The sequence below is a fragment of the Cryobacterium soli genome, assembly GCF_003611035.1.
Lineage (GTDB): Bacteria > Actinomycetota > Actinomycetes > Actinomycetales > Microbacteriaceae > Cryobacterium > Cryobacterium soli.
The window spans coordinates 729,809-747,896 of record NZ_CP030033.1 but is presented as its reverse complement, the minus strand read 5'-3'; the positions used below and the strand labels follow the sequence as shown (position 1 = coordinate 747,896).

The 18,088-nt window shown below is 70.0% G+C and carries 17 protein-coding genes; 14 read left to right on the top strand and 3 right to left on the bottom strand.

All coding sequences use genetic code 11. The features are described from left to right. Positions 1 to 377 precede the first annotated feature (377 nt). The 4 genes from DOE79_RS20715 (at position 378) to DOE79_RS03455 (ending at position 3,298) form a co-directional block, all read left to right on the top strand. Positions 378 to 1,250, top strand: coding sequence for an aggregation-promoting factor C-terminal-like domain-containing protein (locus DOE79_RS20715; protein WP_181445853.1), 873 nt, complete (start codon positions 378 to 380; stop codon positions 1,248 to 1,250). A gap of 135 nt (positions 1,251 to 1,385) precedes the next feature. Continuing rightward, a complete protein-coding gene (locus DOE79_RS03465) occupies positions 1,386 to 1,847 on the top strand; it encodes a methyltransferase family protein (RefSeq protein WP_120337294.1) in 462 nt (153 codons plus the stop codon). Positions 1,848 to 1,885: 38 nt separating this feature from the next. After that, entirely contained in the window at positions 1,886 to 2,884 is a 999-nt protein-coding gene (locus DOE79_RS03460; RefSeq protein ID WP_120337293.1) for an LLM class flavin-dependent oxidoreductase, read from the top strand. Positions 2,885 to 2,938: 54 nt separating this feature from the next. After that, on the top strand, positions 2,939 to 3,298 hold the full coding sequence (locus DOE79_RS03455; protein WP_120337292.1) for an MmcQ/YjbR family DNA-binding protein: 360 nt from the start codon (positions 2,939 to 2,941) through the stop codon (positions 3,296 to 3,298). On the opposite strand, the gene DOE79_RS03450 is transcribed toward DOE79_RS03455, so the two are convergent. Together DOE79_RS03450 and DOE79_RS03445 are read right to left on the bottom strand one after the other, a co-directional pair. Next, positions 3,299 to 4,480: an MFS transporter gene (locus tag DOE79_RS03450; protein ID WP_425455710.1), complete on the bottom strand. Its 1,182-nt coding sequence runs from the start codon at positions 4,478 to 4,480 to the stop codon at positions 3,299 to 3,301. It abuts the gene before it with no gap. Between the two features lie 100 nt (positions 4,481 to 4,580). Next, positions 4,581 to 5,636 (bottom strand): LacI family DNA-binding transcriptional regulator, encoded by a 1,056-nt coding sequence (locus tag DOE79_RS03445; protein ID WP_245977097.1) that lies wholly within the window; start codon positions 5,634 to 5,636, stop codon positions 4,581 to 4,583. A gap of 301 nt (positions 5,637 to 5,937) precedes the next feature. Between DOE79_RS03445 and DOE79_RS03440 the strand changes: the two genes are divergently transcribed. Genes DOE79_RS03440 through DOE79_RS03395 form a run of 10 tightly spaced genes read left to right on the top strand, consistent with a single transcriptional unit; the run spans position 5,938 to position 17,270 of the window. Continuing rightward, on the top strand, positions 5,938 to 7,293 hold the full coding sequence (locus tag DOE79_RS03440) for an ABC transporter substrate-binding protein (protein ID WP_162942587.1): 1,356 nt from the start codon (positions 5,938 to 5,940) through the stop codon (positions 7,291 to 7,293). A 2-nt stretch (positions 7,294 to 7,295) separates the two neighbouring features. Continuing rightward, positions 7,296 to 8,252: a carbohydrate ABC transporter permease gene (locus DOE79_RS03435; RefSeq protein ID WP_120337289.1), complete on the top strand. Its 957-nt coding sequence runs from the start codon at positions 7,296 to 7,298 to the stop codon at positions 8,250 to 8,252. Further along, positions 8,249 to 9,175: a carbohydrate ABC transporter permease gene (locus DOE79_RS03430; RefSeq protein WP_120337288.1), complete on the top strand. Its 927-nt coding sequence runs from the start codon at positions 8,249 to 8,251 to the stop codon at positions 9,173 to 9,175. The genes DOE79_RS03435 and DOE79_RS03430 overlap by 4 nt, the downstream gene beginning before the upstream one ends. Before the next feature lie 46 nt (positions 9,176 to 9,221). Beyond that, on the top strand, positions 9,222 to 10,031 hold the full coding sequence (locus tag DOE79_RS03425) for an SDR family NAD(P)-dependent oxidoreductase (RefSeq protein WP_245977096.1): 810 nt from the start codon (positions 9,222 to 9,224) through the stop codon (positions 10,029 to 10,031). Further along, positions 10,028 to 11,929, top strand: coding sequence for a heparinase II/III domain-containing protein (locus DOE79_RS03420; RefSeq protein ID WP_120337287.1), 1,902 nt, complete (start codon positions 10,028 to 10,030; stop codon positions 11,927 to 11,929). The genes DOE79_RS03425 and DOE79_RS03420 overlap by 4 nt, the downstream gene beginning before the upstream one ends. Further along, positions 11,926 to 13,944 carry a DUF4962 domain-containing protein gene (locus tag DOE79_RS03415; protein ID WP_120337286.1) on the top strand — a complete coding sequence of 673 codons (2,019 nt, stop codon included), beginning with the start codon at positions 11,926 to 11,928 and terminating at the stop codon, positions 13,942 to 13,944. Before DOE79_RS03420 ends, DOE79_RS03415 begins: the two co-directional genes overlap by 4 nt. Then, positions 13,941 to 14,606, top strand: coding sequence for a DUF624 domain-containing protein (locus tag DOE79_RS03410; RefSeq protein WP_120337285.1), 666 nt, complete (start codon positions 13,941 to 13,943; stop codon positions 14,604 to 14,606). The genes DOE79_RS03415 and DOE79_RS03410 overlap by 4 nt, the downstream gene beginning before the upstream one ends. A gap of 11 nt (positions 14,607 to 14,617) precedes the next feature. Beyond that, complete coding sequence (locus tag DOE79_RS03405; RefSeq protein WP_245977095.1) at positions 14,618 to 15,319, top strand: bifunctional 4-hydroxy-2-oxoglutarate aldolase/2-dehydro-3-deoxy-phosphogluconate aldolase; 702 nt, start codon at positions 14,618 to 14,620, stop codon at positions 15,317 to 15,319. Further along, positions 15,316 to 16,290: a sugar kinase gene (locus DOE79_RS03400; protein WP_120337283.1), complete on the top strand. Its 975-nt coding sequence runs from the start codon at positions 15,316 to 15,318 to the stop codon at positions 16,288 to 16,290. The genes DOE79_RS03405 and DOE79_RS03400 overlap by 4 nt, the downstream gene beginning before the upstream one ends. Then, complete coding sequence (locus DOE79_RS03395) at positions 16,287 to 17,270, top strand: DUF4862 family protein (RefSeq protein ID WP_162942586.1); 984 nt, start codon at positions 16,287 to 16,289, stop codon at positions 17,268 to 17,270. The genes DOE79_RS03400 and DOE79_RS03395 overlap by 4 nt, the downstream gene beginning before the upstream one ends. On the opposite strand, the gene DOE79_RS03390 is transcribed toward DOE79_RS03395, so the two are convergent. Further along, complete coding sequence (locus DOE79_RS03390; protein WP_120337281.1) at positions 17,267 to 17,929, bottom strand: histidine phosphatase family protein; 663 nt, start codon at positions 17,927 to 17,929, stop codon at positions 17,267 to 17,269. The genes DOE79_RS03395 and DOE79_RS03390 overlap by 4 nt on opposite strands. Between the last annotated feature and the right edge of the window lie 159 nt (positions 17,930 to 18,088).

Here is an 18,088-nt window from a genome sequence, read left to right as displayed (position 1 = left end):
CGATATCCGGTGCGAACGCCGCGGTGAATACCGGTTTGACCAGGGCTTGAGAAGACTTCCAGCCGGGCGGCGCTGACGCAAGAGGGTGCGTCACATTAGGAGGACCTTGCTGGCAAAAGGTGAGCATCCGTCCAGAAACGTCCTGCAAGGTAGTCACTTCGCCCGGGCGGGTCCCGCCCGAGAGCCGCCGGACCAGAATCGCTTCGGCGCCCCAGCATCCGCGATTCACCTTGTGAAAGTCATACGTAACCTTGAGATTCCCCTTCACCCGAAACCCAGCCTCCCGTCCTTCCGCTTCGGCGACGTCACCAGGTGCCACCTCCACCGACCTGCTCGGCCGGGGTGAGGCCCGTGCGGCCACGAGTCACCGGACCCGAGTGACGCGTCGCTCGGCCGCAGCCGTCGCTGTGCTCTCGATCGGTGCCATGGTCGGCACCGGCCTGGTGCTGGAGCCGGCCATGGCGGCCCAGAACGATCGTGTCGCCGAGACCGAAGCCCTCACCGCGGCCACCGGACGGCACGCCGAACAGCTCAGCGCGTACAGCAGCATCGTCGACGCCCACGCCGAGAAGGCTGCCGAAGGCACCCTCGCCGGCGCAAACGGAGTGATCTCGGCCGCTCAGGACAAGGCCGACGCCACCAAGCTCGTCACCAACGTCGCGATGCTCAGCAACTATCAGCAGCTGGCGCCCGAGCGCATCTACGACCTCGTCGACGCCACCAACGCCGAGGTCGGCCCGGTTCAGGCCGCCACGGCCGAGGCCGACCGCATCGCCGCAGAGCAGGCCGCCGCCGCTGCCGCCCAGGCCGCGGCAGAGCAGGCCGCCGCCCAGCAGGCTGCCGAGGCCAAGGCGGCCCAGGTCGCCCAGGCGGCCAAGGCGGCTCAGGCCGCTCAGGCCGCACCCCAGGCCAGCAGCGCCCCCGCGCCGTCGGCTCCCAGCAACCCGACAGGGGCCCAGGCCATCGCCCGCGACATGATGGCGTCCAAGTACGGCTGGGGTTCTGACCAGTTCTCCTGCCTGGTCAGCCTGTGGAACAAGGAATCCGGCTGGAACGTGAACGCCTACAACGCGTCCAGCGGTGCCACCGGCATTCCGCAGGCCCTGCCCGGCAGCAAGATGGCTTCGGCGGGCGCCGACTGGGCCACCAACGCCGCGACCCAGATCTCCTGGGGCCTGGGCTACATCTCAGGCAGCTACGGCACGCCGTGCGCCGCCTGGTCGAAGTCCCAGTCGGTGGGCTGGTACTAGCCGCAGCCCTGACTCGCTGAACCACCGGCCGGCCGGCCGCATCGGGAAACCGGTGCCGGCCGGCCGGTCGCTGTATCCGGCCGCACCGGCCGGACCGACCACGCGGAAGATGGCGGGCGGGCGTACTCTCGGGGCATGAAACGTGCGCTTGCGTTCGCTCTCGTCGTCGGGCAGATTCTGTTGCTCGTCGGGCTGCTGGTCTTGCCGCACGGCACGTTGTGGCCCGTGAACGGCTTTGTCATCGCCACCTCGATCGCCCTCGTGGCGATCGGTGTGACGCTGGCCGTGCAGGGATCCGCCTCTCTCGGCCCGGCGATGACGGCCAGCCCGATACCGCGAGACAACGCTCCTCTGGCCACCACCGGGGTGTACGGGGTGGTGCGCAACCCGATCTATACCGGGCTCATGACTGCCGGGCTCGGGTTGACTGTGATCGGGTCGTCCGCCCTGCACGTTGTGGTCTGGCTCGCCCTGATCGGGCTGTTCGCCGGAAAGGCGCGGTGGGAGGAGCGGATGCTCGCGACCGAGCATCCGGACTACTCCGAGTACGCCGCCAGAGTCGGACGATTTCTGCCCGGGGTGGGTCGAATCCGGTAACCCGGAAGGATTCGGGCGGCAAAACCGTTACCCCCACCATGACGACACCGCTTTCCATTCTCGACCTTGCCCCCATCGCTCCCGGCCAGACCATCCGGGAGAGCTTCGCGGCCAGCGTCGCACTCGCCCAGACCGCCGAGAAGAACGGGTACGAGCGGGTCTGGTACGCCGAGCACCACAACATGCCCACCATCGCGTCCTCCGCGACGAGCGTGCTCATCGGGCATGTGGCCTCGCAGACGTCCACCATCCGCCTGGGCTCCGGCGGCGTGATGCTGCCCAACCACTCGCCGCTGACCATCGCCGAGCAGTACGGCACCCTCGCCGAGCTCTACCCCGATCGCATCGACCTGGGCCTGGGCCGCGCGCCCGGCAGCGACCAGACCACGGCCAGGGCCATGCGCCGCGACCCGCGCGCGTCCGACCAGTTCCCGCAGGACGTGATGGAGCTGGGCGCCTACCTCCGCGACGAATCGATCATCCCCGGCGTGCGCGCCGTGCCGGGTGCGGGAACCAACGTTCCCCTGTACATCCTCGGCTCGTCCCTCTTCGGCGCCGGTCTGGCCGCGGCGCTCGGCCTGCCCTACGCTTTCGCGTCGCACTTCGCCCCCGACTCGCTCTTCGAGGCCATCGCCACCTACCGCCGCGACTTCACGCCGTCGGCGCAGCTGGCCGAGCCCTACCTGATGGTGGCCGCCAACGTGATCGCGGCCGACGACGCGGCGAATGCGACCGAGCAGTTCACGCTCATGCGCCGCTCCCGGGTGCGCAGCATGATCTCCCGCGGACCGGCGACGCCGGACTACTCCGACGAGCAGATCGACGCGTTCCTCACCACCACGGAGGGCCGTCGCCTCGCCGACATGATGCGCTACTCCGCCGTGGGCACCCCGGCCGACGTGAGGACATTCCTCGACGACCTCACGGCATCCACCGGGGCCGACGAACTGATCCTGGCCCACGCCTCGCAGCAGATCGGTGACCGGCTGCGCTCCGTCGAGCTGACCGCGGGGGCCATGGCCGGCGCCCTGGCCTGAGGCGCGGCCCGCGGCGGGTGTGTCCGGCACGGCAGAGTCAGTAGAGTGCAAGGCATGACCCCGGATGCCCTCGTCGAGTTCTGCCTGAGCCTGCCGCAGGCCACCGAAACGTTCCCGTTCGGCGAGGAGACCAGCGTCTTCAAGACCAGCGGCAACGGCAAGATCTTCGCTCTCAGCGCCCTCGACGGCGAGCCATTCGCGGTGTCGCTCAAGTGCGACCCCGAGGAGGGACGGGCGCTCCGGGAGGAGTTCCCCACGCACATCACCCCCGGCTACCACCTGAACAAGAAGCACTGGATCACCATCGTGCTCGACGGCTTCGTGCCCGACGAACTCGTGGAGAACCTGCTGCGCGACAGTCACGCGCTGGTACGCCCGAAGGTGCCGCGGGCGCCCCGGGGGAGCGCCGGGTAGTCACCGCCGCCGGATCCGCCAGCGGCCGGGACGCCCACCGCGCCAGTCCCAGGTCAGTTGATGGCGTCTGGCGAGCACGATCGCGATCGTGACGGCCGCTGTGGCCGGCACGAGGCCGGAGACGAGCATGCCGGTGTGCGCGCCGTAGTGTTCGATCAGCCATCCCATCAGCGGGCTGCCGAGAGCCTGGCCGCCGAGCAGAACCAGTACGTAGACCGACATGACCCTGCCGCGGATGAGCACGTTCGAGGAGAGCTGGACAAGCGGGTTGCAGGCCATGAAGAAGAACTGATTGGCCATGCCGGAGGCCACGAGCACCAGGCCGAAAGCCAGCTGGGTGGGCATGAGGCCCAGTGAGGCCTGGATGAGCGCCCATACTCCGCCGCAGAAGATGACGGTGCGCAGCCGGATGGTGACCCGCCTGGTCGACGCCAACGCCCCGGCCAGCGCGCCAACGGCCACCAGGCTGTTGAACAGCCCGTAGCCGCCGGCCCCTGCGGCGAAGACGTCACCGGCGAACGCGACGAGCAACACGGGCATGTTGAGGGCGAAGACCGAGAGGAACGACATCATCACGAGCGGCCAGAGGATGGTGGGGGTGGCGACGACGTACCGCAGTCCCTCACGCAGCTGACCCTTGCTGCGGGGCGTCGGCGGCTTCCTATGCAATGCCGTGGTGTCCAGCAGCACGAGTGCAAGCACGGTGACCAGGCAGGCGATCCCATTGATCGCAAACGACCAGCCCGCCCCCACGGCCACGATCAGCAGGCCGCTGACCGCCGGACCCACCAGCCCGCCCAGCTGGAACGCCGAGGAATTGACCGTGATGGCGTTCCGCAGGAACTGCGGGCCCACCATCTCATTGACGAACACCTGCCGGGTGGGGTTGTCGATGACCGTGACGAGCCCGAGTACGAACGCGATCACCCATACCTGCCACACCTCGACGACACCGCTCAGGGTGAGCACGGCGAGGGTCAGGCTGAGCACGGATGCGGCGGACTGCGTCATCAGCAGCAGCATCCGTTTGGAGTAGCGGTCGACGACGACCCCGCCGAGGAGGCCGAAGAGGAGCATCGGGGTGAACTGCATGGCCACGGTCACACCGACGGCCGCGACGCTGTCCGTCAGCTGCAGCACCAGCCAGCCCTGGGCGATGCGCTGCATCCAGGTGGCGGTCATGGCGATCACGTTGGAGATCGTGAACAACCTGAAGTTGGGCACGGTGAGGGAATCCAGGGTGATTCCCCACCGACGGCGGCCGGGTGGCGGGGGAGGGGTGCTAGTCGACAGGCGGTGCCGCCGTCGATCCGCGCACGATCAGTTCGGGTCGCAGCAGCACCGACCGGCCCGGTTCGCCGGTGGCCAGCCCGTGGTGAGAGACGATCTCGGCGATGGCCAGCTGGGCCATCTGGCCGATGGGTTGGCGCACCGTCGTGAGCGGCGGGTCGTAGAGATCGGCCAGGATGATGTCGTCGAAGCCGACCACCGACACGTCGCGGCCGACCTGGAGGCCGAGGTCCCGCAGGCCGCGGCACACGCCGAGGGCGGTCATGTCGTTGATGGCCACCACGCCGGTCGGAGGGGTGGCGGCGGCAAAGATCTCGTGCGCCGCGCGGCGGCCCACATCGGCCGCTTCGACATCACCGAAGGGCGCCTCGTCAGCGCCGGCCCAGAGGGTCATATCCGCCACGGCGAGGCCGGCGGCCTCGACGGCCGAGCAGAACCCCTCGTACCGCCCGGTGCGGTTGACGGAGCGGAGCGAGCCGGAGACGAAGGTGAGATTCTGGTGGCCGAGACTCGTGAGGTGGGACGCGGCCAGGTGGCCGCCCACGACGTTGTTGATGCTGATGCTCACCACGGTGGACGGGTCGTCGGCCTGGGTGGGCCGGTCGAACGTGACCAGGCGCAGCCCCTGCTCGATGATGTGGGCCAGGTGTTTCAATGACGGCAGTGACGTGCACAGCACGATGTCCCGCACGCCGTCGTCCCAGAGCTCCTCGACATAGCGGCGTTCCCGGTCGGGGTCGCGTTCGCTGTTGCAGAGCAGCACGTTGTAGCCCTCGGCGAGAGCGGCATGCTCGAGTTCCCGGGCGAATGCGCCCCAGAACGGATTGCCCACCGACGGCACGATGAGACCGACGGTGCGGGTTCGGCCCGTTCGCAACTCGCGTGCCGCCCGGTTCGGCCGGTAGCCGAGCTGGCTGATCGCCTCGGTGATGCGGTCCCGCGTGGCGGGCAGCATGCGACCTGAGCGACCGTTCAGCAGGTTGGACACCGTGCTCGCCGAGACGCCGGCCGCCCGTGCGACCTGCTGGATCGTTACCTTCTCCATCATTGTCCGTTCACGTGGCGTCGGTCGAAGTGTTGGGTGATTCCAGCAGTGTAACGATCTACCGACTGGTTGGCAATGTGCGGCCCGTGCGCGATCGCACTGGACCGTATGCTCCCGTCCTGGCCCAGGCGGGGAGTGCTTGACGAAACGAAAAGCGGCGGTTATGGTCGGTAAATCGTTACACCAGTTTGACGGGCCAGAGCCACGAGCTTGGCCCCCGAAAACTGTACGACGACGACGAAGACGTCTGAGTTTGCGGCAGCGTCGCCACCAACTACTCACTCCCCGTGAAGGGAAAATGCTCATGAACTTTCGGACAGCACGAACGACTTCCACGAGACAGGCTCTGACAGCCAACGGCATCAGCCGGCGCCACCTGGCCCTGCGGTACACCGCCCTGGGCACCGCAACCGTTCTGGCCCTGGCCCTCTCGGCCTGTTCTGCCGACGAGGGATCGGCGAGCGAAGACTCCGACGCGGTCAGCGGCGACATCACGCTACTCACGCCCATCTATGAAGGGGCAGCCGGCCAACGCCTGCTGGAGGACGAACTCCTTCCTCAGTTCTACGAGCAGTACCCCGATGTGACCGTCACCGTCGACTACACCAACTTCGCTCGGTTGAATGAAAAGCTCACCACCGGGGTCGTCTCCGGGCTGGTACCCGACGTCATGATGATGGGCGTCGGCTGGGTCGAAGCCTTCGCCGACAAGGGTGTGCTGGCCAACCTGTCCGAGTCCGGCATCAGCGTCTCCGACCTCGAGAAGTCGACCACCCCGGAGATCGTCCAGGCCGGCGTGTGGGAAGGCGACGTCTACGGCGTGCCGATCATGCTCGACGCCCGCTTCGGCGTCGCCCGGATGGACCTGTTGCGCGAGGCCGGCTACGACGCCCCGCCCAGCACCTGGGCCGAACTTGTGGAGATGGCGGAGACCCTCACGGTGCGCTCGGACAGCGGCTCCCTCGAACGGGCCGGCTTCGACATGCTGTCACTGGACGCCCGCCAGATGTACGAGACCATGCTCTTCTCGTCGGGCGGCACGCTCTTCAACGACGACAACACCGAGCCGGCGTTCAACTCCGCCGCGGGAGTGGAAGCGCTGGAGTCCGTGGTCGACCTCATCCACACGAGCAAGGTGGAGGACACCGGGTTCTCCTCGACCAAGGAAACCGTCAACCCGCTGATCAACGGGCGGGCCGCGATGGGGATCGCGCACAACAACCTCTGGACCCAGACCCTGGAGGCCGCCCCGGAGCTGCTGCCCGAGCTTGAACCCTTCCTGATCCCCGGCGACGCGCCGGGCATGTTCGTCGGCGGCACCCTGGCCACGATGTCGAAGGGCTCCGAGCACCCGGCAGCAGCCCAGGCCCTGCTCGAATTCCTCGCCAGCCCCGGACCGGCACTGGCCGCGAACGAACAGCGCGGCAACATCCCGGCCCTGACCGAACTGCTCGACAGCGAGTATGCGCAGGGCAACCGACTGGTGCAGTTCTCGATGGAGAACCTCGACGTGGCCAAGCGCGAGGGTGGGCCGAGCGAATGGCTCGGCCTGCGCGGCGAGATCGCGCCGGCCATCGAATCCGCGCTGCTGGCGCAGAAGACTCCGAAGCAGGCCCTGGACGACCTCGCCGACCTGTTCACCTCCAAGATGGGCGGTTGACCATGAGCGCACCCACGCGCCCCGCCCCAGCGACCCGACTCGTTCCCCCGCCCCGGGTCCTGACGAGTGCACCACGGCGGCCCGAGAGGTCACGGTCCCAGCGCAAGCTGAGCAGGGCCGGCTGGCTGATGGTGACGCCCGCCGTCGCCCACATCGGGCTCTGGACCGCACTGCCGGTACTGGCGACCTTCGCCCTGAGCCTGACCGACTACAACATCTTCGACGCACCACGCTGGATCGGGATCGACAACTACATCCAGATCTGGAACGACCCCACCTTCCGCCTGGCCACCTGGAACACCGTCGTCTACACCTTCTGGACGGTGCCGGTGTCGATGGCGATCGCCATGGTCATCGCCGTGGCGCTCAACCAGAACCTCTGGCTGCGCACCTGGTACCGCACCGCGTTCTTCCTGCCGCAGGTCACCGCCACCGTCGCCATCGCCATGGTCTGGCTGTGGATCTACAACCCGCAGCAGGGACTCCTCAACGCGGCGCTGTCCGTCATCGGCATTCCCGGCCAGGCCTGGCTGGCCAACCCGGACTGGTCGCTCTGGGCGGTGATCCTGGTCGGGGCCTGGCAGGGCATCGGCATCAAGATGCTCATCTATATAGCCGCCCTGCAGAACGTGGACAACAGCCTCTACGAAGCGGCATCCGTGGACGGAGCCTCCGTGGTGCGCAAGTTCTTCGCCATCACCCTTCCGATGCTCAAGCCGGCCACGTTCTTCGTGCTCGTCATCTCGATCATCGGAGCCTTCCAGGTGTTCGACCAGATCTACGTCCTCACCGACGGCGGCCCGGCGAACGCGACGACCATGATGACCTACGAGGTCTACCGGTCCGCCTTCCAGAACTTCCAGATGGGCCTCGCCTCGGCGCAGTCCGTGTGCCTGTTCGCCTTCCTGCTCGTGATGACCCTGATCAGCCGACGTGCGACCCGAGGTGATGACGAATGACAACCACACGGACGCAGCCGGGCACGACGCCGGCAGCGGCTCCGAGGCCGCGCACCACACGGCGACGGCCGTGGAAGGGCAGGCTGCTGCTCAACATGATCCTCAGCCTCGGCGCCTTCACCATGATCATCCCGTTCCTCTGGATGATCGCCACCTCGCTGAAGTCACCCGCCGAACTGGCCCAGTTCCCGCCGACACTGCTGCCGCAGGTCTGGCAGTGGAGCAACTACAGCGAGGCCCTGCAGGCCGCCCCGTTCCACCTGTACTTCCGCAACAGCTTCCTGATCTCGGCCGGCCACACCATCATCACCCTGGTGCTGGGCTCGATGGCCGGGTACGCGCTGGCCCGCGTCCCGTTCCGCGGGCGGGAGTGGGTGTTCATGGGCTTCGTCGCGATGCTGATGATCCCCACGTACACCAAGATCGTGCCGCAGTTCCTGCTGGTGAAGTTCATGCCCCTCTTCGGCGGCAACGACATCTTCGGCCAGGGCGGCACGGGCTGGCTGAACACCTGGTGGGCGCTCATCATCCCTGGCGGCCTCAGCGCCACGGCGATCTTCCTGTTCCGGCAGTTCTACCTCTCTCTGCCACGCGAACTCGAAGAGGCCGCCCGGCTCGACGGCCTGAACGAGTTCCGCATCTACGCCCAGATCTACACGCCGCTGATCAAGCCGGCCCTGGCCACCGTGGCCCTGCTCACCTTCCAGGAGAGCTGGAACAACTTCCTCTGGCCGCTGCTGGTCACCACCAGGGACGACCTCCGGGTGATCCAGGTGGGACTGGCGGTCTTCCAACAGCTCGACAGCACCTCGTGGCACTACCTCATGGCCGGCACCACCCTGGCCACCGTGCCCATGGTCGTGCTGTTCCTCTTCTGCCAGAAGTACTTCATCCAGGGATTCACCCATGCCGGCATCAAATAGTCCGGCATCCGGAACGACACCACTACACCCCACCAAAGGACTCACCATGCCGAACGACACCGCACTCCGCACCCCCACTCCGCTCGACGGCCTGCAGCTCGACCTCACCGGCCGACGCGCCCTGGTCACCGGCGGCGGCAGCGGCATCGGCGCCGCCATCGCCCGGGCCCTCGGCGCTCGGGGCGCCGACGTCGCCGTGCACTACGCGAACAGCAAGGACGGCGCTGAGGTCGTCGCCGGCGAGCTGATCGGAGCGGGGCGGCGCGCCATCGCCATCGGCGGCGACCTCACCGACCCGGCCCAGGCATCCGCCGTGGTGGCCGCCGCGGCCGCGCACCTGGGCGGCATCGACATCGTGGTGAACAACGCCGGCCACCTCGTCGGGCGAGCCACCGTGGCCGAGATGTCCGACGAACACTGGGCGAGTGTGCTCGCGGTGAACGTCTCGAGCAGCTTCTACGTCACCCGCGCCGCCGTGCCGTACCTGGCCGAATCGGCCGCGGGCCGCGTGGTGCTGATGTCGTCGTTGGCCGGCGAGAACGGCGGCGGCGCCGGGTCCGTAGCCTACGCCACCGCCAAGGCCGCCGTCGTGGGGTTCGCCCGCGGACTGGCCAAGGAACTGGCCGCCGACGCCATCACCGTCAACGCCCTTGCGCCCGGTTTCATCGAGGACACGGCCTTCCACAACACCTTCACCCCGACCGCCGCGCAGCAGAACATCGTCGCCGGCCTTCCGCTGCAACGCCCGGGGACGGTCGACGATGTCGCCGGCGCCGTGTTGTACCTGGCCTCGGATCTCGCCTCGTTCGTCACCGGTCAAGTGATCGACATCAACGGCGGGGCGAACTTCCGGTGACCGGCGTGCAGCACGCCAGGGGAGGGTGGTGGCACGACTACGTCTGCCCCACGCACGGCACCGAATTGGACCCCCGCTCCGGCGACGCCTTCCCGTGCCGGTACGGCTGCCGGCTCACCGGCGAACCGTTCGCCTCGGCCTGGACCGTCTACACGCATCAGGCCGGGGCCCGCCGGGCCCGGCTGCTCGCTCACCGGCACACCAGCGCCCGGGCTTGCGGAGTCGTCGACACCGCTGACCGGGACGAGGCCGTCCGCATCGTGGCGGAGTTCGCCGAGGTCTACGCCGACATCGCTGCGGCCGGCTGGAGCACCCAGAGCGAACCGTGGATGTTACGCGGCAAGCTCTTCGCCCAGGCCCTGACCGAAGCGATCTGGGCGGTGCAACTGGCGGATGCCGTGGCCGAACTGGCCACCGACGATATGGCCAGACCCGCCCTCGGCGGCCCGGTGGTGAGCCTGCTGACCGGGCTCCTGGCCACGATCACGTCGGCCCGGCAGACCCTTGTGGTGGACAAGAACGACCCGACCAGCAACTACGTGGCCTGGATCGACGCCGCCGGAACCACCCTGAACCGGGCCCTGCTGGCCCTCGGCCACGCCGACGACGGCCAGGACTGGGTCGGCCGCACCGTCCAACACGCCAGGCTCGCCATCGGCGCCGACGGCTGGGAGTGGGAGGGATCCACTTACTATCACCTGTTCGTGCTGCGGGCCTACCTGCTTGCGCTCCGCGGCACCGAGCCGGCCGCGCTGCCCGCCGACGCCGCCGAACGGCTCGCCGACATGGTGCGGGTGCTGGCCGACCTGGCCGCCCCGGACGGTACCCTGCCGATGCTGCACGACGGACCGTACGACCGGGTGCCGGCCCACCTCGAGGTGCTCGAGGTGTGCGTGCTGGCCCGCCAGCTCTGGGCAGATTCGCCGCTCGGCGCGGTGGAAGCGGCGACCCGTCGGTCGCTCGGGGCGGGCCACGACGGACTCGAAGACCTGCTCACCGGCTGGTTCGTCGGCCCGGCGCTGCCCGTGGCCACCCGCGGGGCGGCACCGGCCGGGCCGCGGCCATCCGCGCTCTTCGCGAACGCCGGCTACGCGGTGCTCCGCGACCCGGGTGACACCTGGCAGGCCGTACTCGACGCCGGTCCGCACGGTGGTTCACACGGACACCTCGACAAGCTCGGCCTCTACCTCTACGGCACCGGGGTGGCCTGGCAGCCCGCACCCGGTGTGCCGCCGTACGCCAGCACTCTGCGCCGCGGCTACTACGCCCGCACCCTGGCGCATCCCACCGTACGGGTCGACGATCTCGACCAGCTGCCCACGACAGGCCAGGTGGACGACTTCTCGGCAACCCGGGTCGTGGCCAGCGCCGGCGACGCCATCGCCGGGGTCTTCCTGCGGCGCGAGCTCGTGATGACCGACGACTACCTCCTCGATATCGTGCACGCGGTCGCGGACGACCCCACCGGCGACACCGACACCCCCGGGGACGCCGACGCTACCGGCGGGCGCCGGATCACCCTCGCCCTCCGGCCGGCGGTGCCCCTCACGGTCACGGCTGAGGGAGGCGCCTGGCGCACCACCTGGGCGGCCAGCCGACACGGCGACCCGACGCAGGAGCCGGCGCCCGGCGCAGCCGAGCTGCACGGCTTCCACCGGGCCACGGCGCCGGCGGTGCTGCTGGCCGCACCCGGCCGGGGGCCCTCCGATGACCCGGCCCGCACCCTCACCCTCGCCGACTGGACCGTCACGGGGCACGAGGCTTGGTTCGTCTCGGTCTACGCGCCCGGCACCGCCGTCGTGCGCGACGTGGTTCTGCACTCCGGCGCGGCCGGCCTCACCATTGTCACGGTCCTCCTCGCCGACGAACGCTCCACCGACCACCGGGTGACCCGATGAGCGCCGCACCGACCACCGTCGTGAGCCGGCCGCTCCTGCTCGCCGGGCACGAAGACCGGTTGCGCGCCGAGATCCTCACGGTGAAGGCCGCGCAGTTCCGCCGGCTGCTCGACGAGTGCGAACGGTACCGGGCCCTGCCGCTTGCGCCGGCGCATCCGGATACGTCGATCACCTACCTCGGTGCCGCCGCTGCCAACCTGGCGCTGGCCTACCGGCTGACCGGTCAGGAGCACTACCGCACCGAGCTCCGCCGCTGGCTCGACGTGGCCGTGGGCTACCCGCACTGGGGCAAGGCGCACCTGCCCGACCACGACCTCGACGCGGGCTGGCTGCTGCACGGCCTCGGCCTGGCCTATTCCTGGGCGGGCGACGCCCTGCCGGAACCCGAACGGGCCCGGCTGCGGGACAAGCTCATCCTGCAGGGCGCCCGGCTGCACGCGTTCGCGGTCGCCTCCGAGGGCGGCTGGTGGGCCTCGTCGTACTGGCAGAACCACAACTGGATCTGCTTCGCCGGCCTGGCCACAGCCGCCTACGCCGTCGTGGCCGAGCATCCGGACGCTCGGGCCTGGTCCGACCTGGCCAAGGCCAACTTCGACACCGTGCTCGACCTGCTGCCCGACGACGGCTCGAACAACGAAGGTGTCGTGTACTGGCGCTACGGTGTGCCGTGGCTGGTGAGCTACCTCGACGTGCTGCGCTCCGCGGAGGGAACCGACTGGTTCGCCCGCAGCGCCTACCTGAGGGAGACCTTCTGGTTCCGGCTCTACCAGGCCGCGCCGGACCTCGAACGCATCGTCAACCACGGCGACTGCCACGACCGGCGCAGCGGCCACTCCGTCGCCCTGTACTACAAACTGGCCGCCGAATACGGCATCGGGCAGGCCCAGTGGCTGGCGCGCCGGGTGGCCGACGGGTTCTTCTGGCGGGAGGCCTACGAGAGCGGCGTTCGGCCCGGTGTGCGCGCGGAGGCCTACCAGGAACTGCTCTGGTTCGACACGACCGTGGCCGAGGTCGACCCGCAGAGCCTGCCGACCAGCCGGTTCTTCCCCGACCTCGGGCTCGTCGTCGGGCGCACCTCGTGGCAGCCGGATGCGACGCTCGTCTCCGTGAAGGCGGCCCCCGGCGGCGGTCACACGGCCTGGACCGCCTCGGCGAAGCTCGACCGGGAACACGGCTGGACCACCCTCAACGCCGGCCACCAGCACCCGGACGCCGGCAGCTTCGTGATCCTCGGGCACGGCTCCTACCTCGCCATCGACGAGGGTTACTCGAGCCGCAAACGCACCGCGCACCACAACGGGGTGCTCGTGGACGGTCACGGCTTCGTCAACGAAGACCGCTACCACGTGTTCGAGAACCTGGACCGGCAGCACACCGCCGAGGTCCTGACCACCACCCTCTACGGCGGCTGGGTGCACACCGTGAGCGAGATCGGCGCGATGTACGACCCCGCCCTCGGCGTGCAGCGGCTGCGCCGACACCTGGTGATGTCACCGGCGGGAACCGTCTTCACCGTCGACGAGTGCGTGGCGCGCGACCCGAGCGCCTTCACCTGGTTGCTGCAGACCGACAACCCGCCCGCGGCCCAGGGCGACGGTCGCTATCTCGCCCAGGCGGGCAGCGGATGCCTGCTCGTCACGCTGCTGCAACCGGTCGACGTCCATACCGACGTCATCACGAGCATGGTGCAGGCCAACCCCACCTCGTCGACCCCCGCGTTGGCGATCGTGACCGAGCAGCACACCCTGCGCCGCACGACCGGGCCCGTCACGGCCACGGTCTTCGTCACCGTGCTCGAACCGCGCGCCTGGAACGACACCGAGCCCGGGGTCGCGACCGCGAACATCGACGGCCGGACGGTGCACCTGGCCCTCAGCCGGGCCGGGCGCCAGGAACACGTCGCCCTGCACCTGGACGGGCAGACCATCAACCTGGCCGCCGCTGCCGGCGCGGCCCAGGTGCGCGGAGCGGGATTCGCCGCCCGGACCCGCCCCGACGAGACGAGCACCCCATGATCGCAGCAACCCGACCGCCACGTAACCGCCCTGCCCCGGCCGCCGCCCGCGGCTGGGAGCAGCGGCTGCTGGCCGCCATGGCCTACCCGGCGAACCTCGCGTTCGTGGGAGTGGCCGCGCTCATCCTGGCCCTGCCGGTGGTGACCATCCTGCCCGCGTCGGTGGCGGCCGCGCGCGCCCTGCGCCTCTGGCTGCAGGACGGCGAGACCGCGGTGTTCACCGCCACCTTCCGCGAGTTCGGCGCCACCTGGCGGCGCACCCTGCCGCTGGGCGTCGCCAGCGTCGCCGTCGTGCTGCTGCTCCTGGTCGACAGCGTCTTCCTCGGCCAACAGCTCAGTGAGGCCGGCGCAGGGGCGAGCCCGGTGGCGCTGGTCCTGGCCGCAGCCACGGTGCCCGTCGCCCTGGCCGTGACCCTGCTGTTGCTGGCCCTGCCGGTGGCCGCGGCCCGGAGCCGCGAGGGCACCCGGCGCCAGTGGTTGCTGGAAGCGGGCTACCTGATCGCCCGCCGGCCCGTGCAGGCGCTGCTCATGCTCGCGATCGTCGCGGTCTTCGTCCTCACCTGCTATCTGCTGCCCACCCTGGTGCCGTTCTTCGGCCTCTCCCTGCCCGTCTACCTCGCCCTCGTCACGCTGGGCCGGGACACGGGCGGCACACCCTCATGATCGGAGCATCCGTGAATCTCAGCCCCACCACGCCCGCAGCACCGGCAGCAGAGCGGCGCACCCCCTCGGACCAGCTCAGGCAGAACCCGCTGATCGCCGTGCTGCGCGCGGCGCGCGCCACCGACTACGACAGGGTCGTGGAGGTGCTCGCCGACGCCGGAGTGCGCTCGATCGAGCTGACGCTCAGCACGCCGGGCACCTTCGAACACCTGCCCGCGCTGCAGAAAAGCCTGGGCGAGCGGGTCGAGATCGGCATCGGCACCATCGTGTGCGCCGACCAGGCCCGCCGTGCCATCGATGCCGGCGCCGACTACCTGGTCACCCCGGTCGTCGACCTCGAGGTCATCAACCTGGCCGTGCGCTCCGGAACCCCGATCTACGCGGGCGGCCTCACTCCGACCGAGCTCTATTCGGCCTGGGCCGCCGGCGCCACCGCGGTCAAGATCTTCCCCGCCCAGACCGTGGGCAGCGCCTATGCCGCGCATCTGCGGGGCCCGTTTCCCGACCTGCAATTCCTGCCGTCGGGCGGGGTCGGCCTGGCCGATGTGCCCGCCTGGCTGCGAGCCGGAGCCGTGGCCGTGAGCCTCGGCGGCCCGCTGCTCGGTGACGCCCTCGACGGTGGGTCCCTGGTGTCGTTGGCCGACCGGGCCCGGCGTGCCGTGGAGATCGTCAGAGAAGCCCGCGACGACGGCCGAGCCGGAGGGCGGGCATGAGCGGTGTTCGCGCCGGTGGTGTGGTCACCCTCGGCGAGACCATGGCGCTGATGAGTTCGGACACCTGGGGGCCGCTGCAGCACAGTCGCGCCATGACCATGGGCATCGGCGGGTCGGAGAGCAATGTGGCCATAGCCCTCCGCCGTCTCGGCGTGGACGTGACCTGGATCGGCCGGGTCGGCGAGGACTCGCTCGGCGACCTCGTGGCCCGCGAAATCGGCGCGGAGGGCGTGTCGGTGCGCGCGATCCGGGACCCGGACGCGCAGACCGGCGTGATGATCAAGGAACGGCGCACCAGCCGCCAGACCCGGGTCTGGTACTACCGCAGCGGCAGCGCCGGCTCCCGGCTCTGCCCGGCCGACATCGACCCGGTCGTCATCCGATCGGCGGCGCTGCTGCACGTCACCGGGATCACCCCGGCCCTGTCGCCATCCGCCGCCGACGCCACCTTCACCGCGGTGACCCTGGCCAGGGAGGCCGGTGTGCCGGTGTCCCTCGACCTGAACTACCGCGGCAAACTCTGGTCACCCGTCGAGGCTCGCGAGGTCTACCGTCGGCTCATCCCACTCGCCGACCTGGTCTTCGCCGGCGACAGCGAGGCCGAGATCGCGCTCGGCGACGGCCCACCATCCACGGGCGTCACCGGGATGACCCTGGCCCACCGGCTGGTGGAGGCCGGCGCCGGGCAGGCGATCGTGAAGCTCGGCGAGCACGGTGCCGTCGCCGTGGTCGACGGCGTGGAGTACCAGCGGTCGGCCATCGCGGTCGACCCTCTGGACACCGTCGGCGCCGGCGACGGATTCGTGGCCGGCTACCTGGCTGAATACCTGGCGGGGGAGAGCGTGGCGGCGTGCCTCACCACCGCCGTGACCGTGGGCGCGTACGCCTGCCTGGTACCCGGCGACTGGGAGGGCATGCCCCGCCGCAGCGAACTGGCCACGCTATCCGCGACCGAACCGGTCTCGCGGTGAGTCTCAGCGCCGGGCAGCGCGCCGGACTCGTCGTCGGAGCCTACGCCAGTTCGCCCACCGCACAGGGGTGGGACCCGGCGGTCGAGAGCGGCTATCTCGCCGGGCTGGCCGAGGTCGCCGGGATCCGCGGCCTCGAGCTGCCGTGGCTGGAAGCCCTGCACCCGCACGACGAGCCGTGGCTGCTGGCGGCCCTGCCGTGCCGGTGGCAGGTCGTGCTCACCTCGGTGGGGTACACCGTCGCCGCGGTGGCCAGGGACCCCCGGCATGGATTGGCATCTGAGGATGACCGGGGCCGACGCGCCGCGGTGGCGAATGCGGCCGCGATGCTCGCCGGTGTACGCCGTCTCAACGACTCCGCCGGCGATGCCGCGGTCATCGCCGTGGAGCTGCAGGCCAGCCCCGGGCCGCACCCGAGGTCATCCGCAGGCGCGGCCGCCCTGGCCGCCTCCCTGACGGAGATCGGCGCGTGGGACTGGGAGGGCGCCGCGGTGCTGCTCGAGCACTGTGACGCCCTGGTGCCCGGCCAGGCACACGCCAAGGGGTTCCTGCCGCTCGGAGACGAGATCGCCGCCATCCGGATGTCGGGTGCCGATGTGGGCATAGCCGTCAACTGGGGACGGTCGGCTATCGAACTGCGCTCATCGTCCCTGGTCCTCGAACACGTGCAGGAGGCACGGGATGCCGGAGTATTGCGCGGGTTGATGTTCTCCGGCGTCGCCGACCGGCCGAGCGCCTACGGCGAGGCCTGGGCGGATGCGCATCTGCCCTTCTCCCCGCACCCCGGCGCGGCCGACGCCGCGGCGTATGCCGAGCCGGCGTCGATGCTCACCGTGCCGCTGGCCCGCAGTGCCCTCGCGGAGGCCGGCGAGCTGCTCTACTCGGGGATCAAGTTCGCGTGGCGGCCCGCCGACGCGTCGGTCGAGGGCCGGGTGGAAATGATCCGGCGAAGCGTCGGACTGCTCACGGCCGCTTCTGCCTAGGACGCGTCGAGCGCCTCACCGGTGGGGTCGATGGCATCCGCGTCGGCCAGCGGCATGCCGCCCAACGGCACACCTGCCCAGGACAGCAGCGTCCAGCCCCCGTCCGGGGATCCGGACAGCTCGACCACTCCGGTGTTGTCCAGGTCGTGCAGCCCGGCGAACATCGGTGGCACGTTGGTGGCCCGTGCGGCGGCCCACACCCGGATCGCCGCACCGTGGCTGAACACCGCTGCCGTGTGGCCGCTGGCGGCGGCCACGGCGATGTCGGCGTCGAACCGGGAGAAGAAGGCATGGCCGTCCGTGCCGCCGGGCATGCCCACATCGAGGTTGCCGGCACCCCAGGCGAACACGGTCTCCATATAGGTGCGGATGGAAGCGTGGTCGCTGCGCCGCTCGAGGGTGCCGGCCTCGATCTCGTGCAGGCCATCGGCCACCTGGATGTCGAGGCCACGGTCGACGGCGAGGGGCCGGGCCGTGAGCTGCGTGCGGTGCAGGGTCGACGCGAAGATGGCGTCGATCGAATCGAACCTCAGGGCGTCGGGGATGACCGCGGCCTGACGCTCGCCGAGCTCGGTGAGTCCCGGGCCCGGGTGGGCGGTATCGAGCTGCCCGAGCACATTGGCGGGAGTCTGGCCGTGACGGATGAGGAGAAGTCGCATGGTCCATCCAGCATAGGCACGGTGTCACCGGAGGAACAGTCGGGAGACCCGAGCGTCTGCCGAGCGCCCTCCTGGCTGTAGATGGCCCGTTTCCGTTGGGCCGCACTGCCGCCGAGCCCACGTCGACTTGCAGATACCCCACGGGGTATAGCAGGATGG